Source organism: Halosimplex salinum (assembly GCF_003730195.1).
Taxonomy (GTDB): domain Archaea; phylum Halobacteriota; class Halobacteria; order Halobacteriales; family Haloarculaceae; genus Halosimplex; species Halosimplex salinum.
The window spans coordinates 138729-145071 of the sequence record NZ_QWGG01000010.1 but is presented as its reverse complement, the minus strand read 5'-3'; the positions used below and the strand labels follow the sequence as shown (position 1 = coordinate 145071).

Annotated in this window: 8 protein-coding genes; 1 reads left to right on the top strand and 7 read right to left on the bottom strand. The window is 57.1% G+C overall.

Going from position 1 to position 6343, the window contains the following annotated elements; translation table 11 throughout:
• Nucleotides 1-88: 88 nt before the first annotated feature.
• The 4 genes from D1409_RS20530 to D1409_RS20520 form a co-directional block, all read right to left on the bottom strand.
• The gene (locus D1409_RS20530; RefSeq protein ID WP_123538861.1) at nucleotides 89-1132 is read right to left on the bottom strand and encodes a hypothetical protein; all 1044 of its coding nucleotides are present in this window, start codon (nucleotides 1130-1132) and stop codon (nucleotides 89-91) included.
• A gap of 1 nt (nucleotide 1133) precedes the next feature.
• A complete protein-coding gene (locus tag D1409_RS24865) occupies nucleotides 1134-2105 on the bottom strand; it encodes a hypothetical protein (RefSeq protein ID WP_164471820.1) in 972 nt (323 codons plus the stop codon).
• The gene (locus D1409_RS24860) at nucleotides 2105-2809 is read right to left on the bottom strand and encodes a hypothetical protein (RefSeq protein ID WP_164471819.1); all 705 of its coding nucleotides are present in this window, start codon (nucleotides 2807-2809) and stop codon (nucleotides 2105-2107) included. Before D1409_RS24860 ends, D1409_RS24865 begins: the two co-directional genes overlap by 1 nt.
• 93 nt (nucleotides 2810-2902) lie before the next feature.
• The gene (locus D1409_RS20520; protein ID WP_164471818.1) at nucleotides 2903-3103 is read right to left on the bottom strand and encodes a hypothetical protein; all 201 of its coding nucleotides are present in this window, start codon (nucleotides 3101-3103) and stop codon (nucleotides 2903-2905) included.
• A gap of 164 nt (nucleotides 3104-3267) precedes the next feature.
• On the opposite strand from D1409_RS20520, the gene D1409_RS20515 reads away from it, so the two are divergent.
• The gene (locus D1409_RS20515) at nucleotides 3268-4773 is read left to right on the top strand and encodes a replication factor C large subunit (RefSeq protein ID WP_123538858.1); all 1506 of its coding nucleotides are present in this window, start codon (nucleotides 3268-3270) and stop codon (nucleotides 4771-4773) included.
• On the opposite strand, the gene D1409_RS20510 is transcribed toward D1409_RS20515, so the two are convergent.
• The 3 genes from D1409_RS20510 to D1409_RS20500 form a co-directional block, all read right to left on the bottom strand.
• Nucleotides 4766-4969: a hypothetical protein gene (locus D1409_RS20510; RefSeq protein ID WP_123538857.1), complete on the bottom strand. Its 204-nt coding sequence runs from the start codon at nucleotides 4967-4969 to the stop codon at nucleotides 4766-4768. The two genes, D1409_RS20515 and D1409_RS20510, sit on opposite strands and share 8 nt — an antisense overlap.
• A 27-nt stretch (nucleotides 4970-4996) precedes the next feature.
• Nucleotides 4997-5305: a hypothetical protein gene (locus D1409_RS20505; RefSeq protein WP_123538856.1), complete on the bottom strand. Its 309-nt coding sequence runs from the start codon at nucleotides 5303-5305 to the stop codon at nucleotides 4997-4999.
• A 72-nt stretch (nucleotides 5306-5377) separates the two neighbouring features.
• A complete protein-coding gene (locus D1409_RS20500; RefSeq protein ID WP_164471817.1) occupies nucleotides 5378-6244 on the bottom strand; it encodes a COX15/CtaA family protein in 867 nt (288 codons plus the stop codon).
• Nucleotides 6245-6343 lie beyond the last annotated feature (99 nt).

Sequence of the window (6343 nt, the reverse complement as noted above, 5' to 3'; positions counted from 1 at the left end):
TCGCCACCGCCACTGCTGGAGCGATTGATCAAGGACGCACAGAAAATCCACCAGGAACGACCGATCCTCCAAGAGACGCTCGCTACCGCTACGCAACCAAGGTGTGAGGGCTAACTAAAGACGGATGGGTGGCTTGGTTTACTTCTCCCTCCACCTTTTCATATCCCTGTTCAACGCTAATATCGAAACTTCTGCGGTTGCCTTCCTTGAATTCAATCAGGACCTCAACCTTCTCAGCAACATCAAGATTATCGTAGTAGAGTTTAGCAGATTTGAAGTAATAGCCGTTGTCCCTACACTTCTGTACAAATGCGTTAGCTTGGAGACCTTCCCCAGTAATTACTGCATCGGTGATTCCCTCTAGATTGTCGTCAAGTTCTTCCTTGAGGTCCTCTTCATCGTCAACGTCCTCAAACACCTCTTCAATCTCTTCTCCTTGCTTTATTCCAATTTGTAATACGTCGTCAAGAATCCAGTTCCCCGGATTGTAGGAAAGAAGTTCATCAAAGAGAGAAATACGATCTTGAAGAGGGAGCCGGCGAAGAGCAATATTGTACCGCTTCACCTCTTCATCGTCGTTATCTTTGCGCTGCTTATTCCAATTCTCAAAGAACGATGAGACGGCATTAAATTCGTCAATTCGTTCGTAATTTTGCTTGACCGTCCGCACATTCTGTTCGCTAGATTCAATGATTAGTACAGAGGTCTCCCTTTCATCTTCAGCGATTAGTTCTCGACGGCCAATTCTCTTGTTCGTGTATTCGAGAGTAACTTCCATACCGTCATCATTTTCTGAGACGTTTTGGACGCAGAGGTTTTTCTTATCACCAAACGACCTTTCCTCATCTTTCGCATTCTGAAGTTCGGAAAGCAGGTCTTCGTTGGACGCCTCCGAATATAGCGAGAAAGCCGTTGATTTCGTCTCCGAATCATACTCAAGTGCGCCTTTACGCAGTTCATTCGTCAACTCGTGGCCGTAGAAGAGGAGGCGAGAGGCATCTGCCACTTTCTGCTTTGTATCGGCGTGGACAATAAAGCCCTTATTGTCGCGAAGGAACGTCTGCATCTTGTCTCGACCAACAAACTCCTCAACAATTTCCCGGTAGTCGGTAGCAGAGGGATATTCTTCCATGTCAGTTCTCCTCCAGAAGGGTGTCTGCGTGGCTTGCGTAATTAACCTTCTTCAGTGTCTTCATGTCAATATCTGGCCCATCGCCCGACAGCGTTTCTGGTAAACCATTATTCTTGAACTCTTCCTTTACACTCGCTAATTGGATGTCTTCTCCTTGGTCATCGTACATGTAAACCCACAACTCATCTACGTCCTCCATGCCGTGTTCCATCACCGCACGATACATGAAATTCAAAGAATCCAATTCTAGCGAGTCGAAATAGAACACAATCCCGATGTCTCTAGATACAGTCATATTTTGGAAGCTCTGGTCGATTTCTGCACGAGCGAATATGTAATCAGATAGCAAATACTCCAAATTCAATAGCGATGTCCTTGCGGAGTGGCTCTCGCTGCGAGGTGGATAGAAGAACTCAATAGAATTTGTTCTCTCACGATTCTCTATAGATTCAAACTCCGAATGAATACTCGCTAACCGATTCAAGTCCTTGTTTCCGAGTGTCAATATTTGGAACTTCCTTCGCTTCTTCGGATAGATTGAGACCTCATCCCGATAGGGATCAAACGTATCGTGGTTGTAGTTCTCTTCATCACGGGTCCACACGCTGAGTATTCCAGCGTTTACGATACGAGGCGTTTCGAAATTCAGATATTTGTCAAAGTCATCGGATTCTGGGACCGCTTCAACCTTTTCCAGCGTAGAATCTGCCCATTCTTTGAAATCTTTTGGCCCATAGCTACCCCACTTGATATTCTTCGACTCAATTATGAAGCCACGCTCTTTGTCTTTGTAGGGGCCATCGTAGGTCATGTAACCATCAACGCCGTATTTGTTACCCCGTTCAGGATGGTATTTGTAATCGCACTCAATGTCGATATTAGTATCTCCTCGCTTTCTCCATCCAAGGCCCTCCAATAGCGCGATTATACGTTCCTCGCCCTCGTCGCCAGCTCGTCCTTGTTCTTCGGCCATTATTGGTTCCCTCCAACTGTTGCGATTACATCCTTAACGTGGCTGAATAGCTCATCGTCTTCAGTCGATTTGCTATAGATGCGAACTGAACCACTATCGTAGAATCCCACAGAAACCGTTCCGTGGTTCATCTCATATTCCACAGTGACATACGATACGTCGTTTGTATACTCACGTAGGAGCCGTTGTCCTTCATGTTCTTCGAAGACATTGAGGTGATAGCTCCCGTTTGTGTACTCGTTAATAGCGAAGTCACTAATTCGAAGTCCCGTTATTTGGGCACTGTATTCCCTTGTTGAGATCTCCTTATATACCGAAGAGAGGTCTAATGAAAGAGAATTTATCGAAATTCCCCAGTCGGCTAAACCACTGAGACGTGTAACTAGCTTTTTTGTATCCTCCTTATTCGAGAATACGGAGAGCAGGGTTCTGTCGTAGTCAATAGAGAACGGGATTAAATCCGTTTTCTTTTGTTGGACATCCTCTATCTCCTGCGTTGACTCGTTTATGTCCCGGATGGTGGTAGCAGTACGGAACACGAGATTTGCCGATAGGCGGTTGGGTTCCACGGTCTCGGGAATAAAGCCGAACGACCGCTCATCCGTATATGGTGTATTTTCGATACCTTCGATGAGTCTCTCATAATCCTCTTGAGACAAATCAATCGTAGAGATGTTGGCCGTGCAAGGGGATGATTCAATCATATGGAGTCCTGCTTTGAACAGATTCTCTTTGTAAAAGAACGTTAGGGTGACAAAAGCTTATCTAAACTTTCCTGTGAGTTTTTACTAGATGGCTCAGTAGCCAATGGATTCCGAGCCTAATTGGTCTTCTTGAAGACTTTCCATGGTCTTATTGGTGGTATTTAACAGACTCTCGAATCGGTCAAACTGAACAAAGGTCTCGTCCATCATCTCCTCAATCTCTTCTGATATTTCGTCGCCATCTTTGACCCGGCTAATGTACCGCTCAACCGCTGTACGAACCAAATCAGACATCGAATCGACCACTCCGTGGTCATCTACGAACCCCTCCCAACGGTCTTTTTGTGAACTGGTGATGACTACGTGTACATGACCTTCATCGTCGTCACCGTCGGATATATACCGACTCCATTGATTGAACAAGGAAATAAGTGCTCTCAACAGAGGTTGTTCAAGATATGACTGACTGGACGGAGAAGTACCGGCCGTCGTCGCTCTCGGAGATCCGCGGGAACGACAAGGCCCGCGACGCCCTGCAGGAGTGGGCCGACACCTGGGAGGACCACCGGGAGGCGGTGGTGCTCCACGGATCGCCGGGGATCGGCAAGACGTCCGCCGCACACGCGCTCGCGAGCGACAAGGGGTGGCCGACGATCGAACTCAACGCCTCGGACTCGCGGACGAAGGACGTCATCGAACGCGTGGCCGGCGAGGCCGCCAGGTCGGGGACGCTCACCGCCGGCGAGGCCGGCCGCCGCGTCGTCATCCTGGACGAGGCCGACAACCTCCACGGCAACGTCGACCGCGGTGGCGCCGGCGCGATCACCCGACTGGTCAAGGAGGCCAGCCAGCCGATGATCCTCATCGCCAACGAGTTCTACGACATGTCGAACGGCCTCCGCAACGCCTGTCGGGACATCGAGTTCCGCGACGTGTCCAAGCGCTCCATCGTGCCCGTCCTCCGCGACCTCTGTCGCAAGGAAGGTATCGAGTACGACGACGCCGCGCTCGACCAGATCGCCGAGATGAACAGCGGCGACCTGCGCGGCGCGATCAAGGACCTGCAGGCGATGGCCGAGGGCCGCGACCGCATCGGGGCCGACGACGTGGTGACGGGCGAGCGCGACAAGACGGAAGGCGTGTTCAACTACCTCGACACGGTGATCAAGGAGGCCGGCGCGGAGGAGGCGCTCAAGGCGTCCTACGACGTGGACGAGACGCCGGACGACCTCATCAACTGGATCGAGGACAACATGCCCAAGGACTACGAGGGCGAGGAACTGGCGGTCGCCTACGACTTCCTGTCGAACGCCGATAGGTGGCTCGGGCGGGTGCGCGCGACGCAGAACTACACGTTCTGGCGCTACGCGACCGACAACATGACCGCCGGGGTCGCCGCCGCCCGCAGGGAGCCCAAGGGCGGATGGACCCGCTACGGACCGCCGAGCTACTGGTCGAAACTCGGCCGCTCGCGCGGGACGCGCAACACCCGCGACTACGTCGCCCAGCAGATCGCGGCGGCCGGCGGCGTCAGCATGTCGACCGCTCGGCGGGAGATCCTCCCGCACCTCGCGGTGATGACCCACCACTGCAAGAACCGCGAGCTGACAGTCGCGATGGCCGCGAAGTACGACCTCGAGGCGAAGCACGTCTCCTTCATCACCGGGAGCGGCGAGGACACCAACAAGGTCCAGTCGATCGTCGAAGACGCCGAGCGACTCCGCGAGGAGCGGGCCGTCGAGAACGCCGGCGGCGCGTTCGACGACGCGCACGCCGGTGAGACCGACGAGGAGTCCAGCGACGAGACCGACGACGAGGACGATGCGGAGGCCCAGGCGGCCCAGGCCTCGCTCGGTGGCGGCGCGGCCGAGACGAGCGATGCCGACGACGGTTCGGACGATTCGGGCGACGCGGCGGACGCCGAGGACGACGACGGGCAGGCCGGTCTCTCGGACTTCATGTAGCGACGGTCGCGTCGGTGAGTTCTTTCGTCGTCAGGGAGAGGACACCCAGATACGACCAGATCGGCATGGGCCGCTTCCACGCGGCCATCTGGTCGCGAAACCACCATATCGCGACGAACAGCGGCGGCCCGACGACGAGCATCGCGGCGTCGAAGAGAACTATCGGACGGAGGGCCACGCCGACGAGTTGGATCACCGACAGCGTGTGGTTCGTGGACGGCGGTCACCCGCTCGTCTCGACGGGTCCCGGGTCGTCGTTCCGCGTCCGCCACCAGCGGTACATCAGGAACAGTCCGGCGACCAGGCAGACGAGCGCGAGGCCGTCGAGGACGGCGTTCAGCGGTGTGCCCGTCTCGACGATGCCTTCCTGGGTGACCTGCAGGAGCCCGTAGGAGAGCCACGTGAGACACACGCCGAGAGACATGGTCAGCTGAGAGCGCGTGATCGACCCGCGCCGGTACCGGAGGGCCACGACGCCGAGGAGGAGGGCGTACGCGACGACGAGAGCCACGTTGACGACGGGAGGGACCATCGTTCGGCTGTTGCTCCGCTGTCAATAAATGTCTGCTGGGAAGCGCCGCCGCGGACCGACCCGACGACCCCGTCAGTCCGCGCGCCGGGCGCCGAAGCCACCGGTGTCGACGACGACGCGGTTGGCGACGAACCCGAGAGCGGCGACGGTCGCGGCGAGGAGCAGCGTCGTCGCGTCGCCGTAGGTGTCGGGGAGCCCCCACTTCCGACGGCTCAACACCATCGCGACGTAGAGCAGGGCCGTCGCGAGGGCGGTGACCGCGCGGAACCGCAGGAGGTTCGCGGGGTCGACGGCCGCCTCGCTCCACGTCAGGAGCGCGACGAAGACGGCCAGCAGGGCGAACGAGGCGGCGTAGTAGGCGACGAGGTTCGTCGGCGGGTGGTCGAACACGGCGACGAACTCGAAGACCGCGAGGAGCGCGACGAGGCCGCCGCCGAGGCCGACGACCGAGCGAACGACCTGCGAGCCCGGGGCGCCGACCATCCGGGCGGTGGCGTAGACGAGCAGGGCGAAGATGAGCGTCGCGGTGGTGAAGTGGGCCGTCATGATGGCGGGGTTGAACCCGCGCGGGAACATGCCGCCGGCGGTCGTGGTCACGCCGCCGAGGACGATCTGGACGGGGAGGATGGCGATGGCGGCGGTGACCGCGTAGCGGACGCGACGGTCGTCCTGCCAGCGCCAGACGCCGTAGAGCCAGCCCAGCAGGAGGAAGCCGACGATCATCGCGACGAATCGGTGGAACCACTCGAAGAAGCTCGCCCAGTTGGCCGGGAACAGGCCCATCCAGCCGTTACACAGCGGCCAGCGCGTCCCACAGGAGAGCCCGCCACCGGTCGACCCGGTGTGTAGCCCCAGCAGGATGAGGACGAAGGTGAGCGCCGTCGTGACGCCCGCGAGGGTCCGAAAGCGACGGGTCATGCGCGCCGTTTCGTCCGCCACCGTCTTTACTCCCCTCATTTCCGCCCGCTCCGTCACCGCTCGTCTCCCCGTGAACGGGCGACGGCAAGCCGTCCGAACGAGCGGCGCTCACGTTCCCGG

Bases quoted from the DNA above. Each gene is read 5' to 3' on its own strand.
- D1409_RS20530 (WP_123538861.1), bottom strand. From the start codon at position 1,132: ATGGAAGAATATCCCTCTGCTACCGACTACCGGGAAATTGTTGAGGAG.
- D1409_RS24865 (WP_164471820.1), bottom strand. From the start codon at position 2,105: ATGGCCGAAGAACAAGGACGAGCTGGCGACGAGGGCGAGGAACGTATA.
- D1409_RS24860 (WP_164471819.1), bottom strand. From the start codon at position 2,809: ATGATTGAATCATCCCCTTGCACGGCCAACATCTCTACGATTGATTTG.
- D1409_RS20520 (WP_164471818.1), bottom strand. From the start codon at position 3,103: ATGTCTGATTTGGTTCGTACAGCGGTTGAGCGGTACATTAGCCGGGTC.
- D1409_RS20515 (WP_123538858.1), top strand. From the start codon at position 3,268: ATGACTGACTGGACGGAGAAGTACCGGCCGTCGTCGCTCTCGGAGATC.
- D1409_RS20505 (WP_123538856.1), bottom strand. From the start codon at position 5,305: ATGGTCCCTCCCGTCGTCAACGTGGCTCTCGTCGTCGCGTACGCCCTC.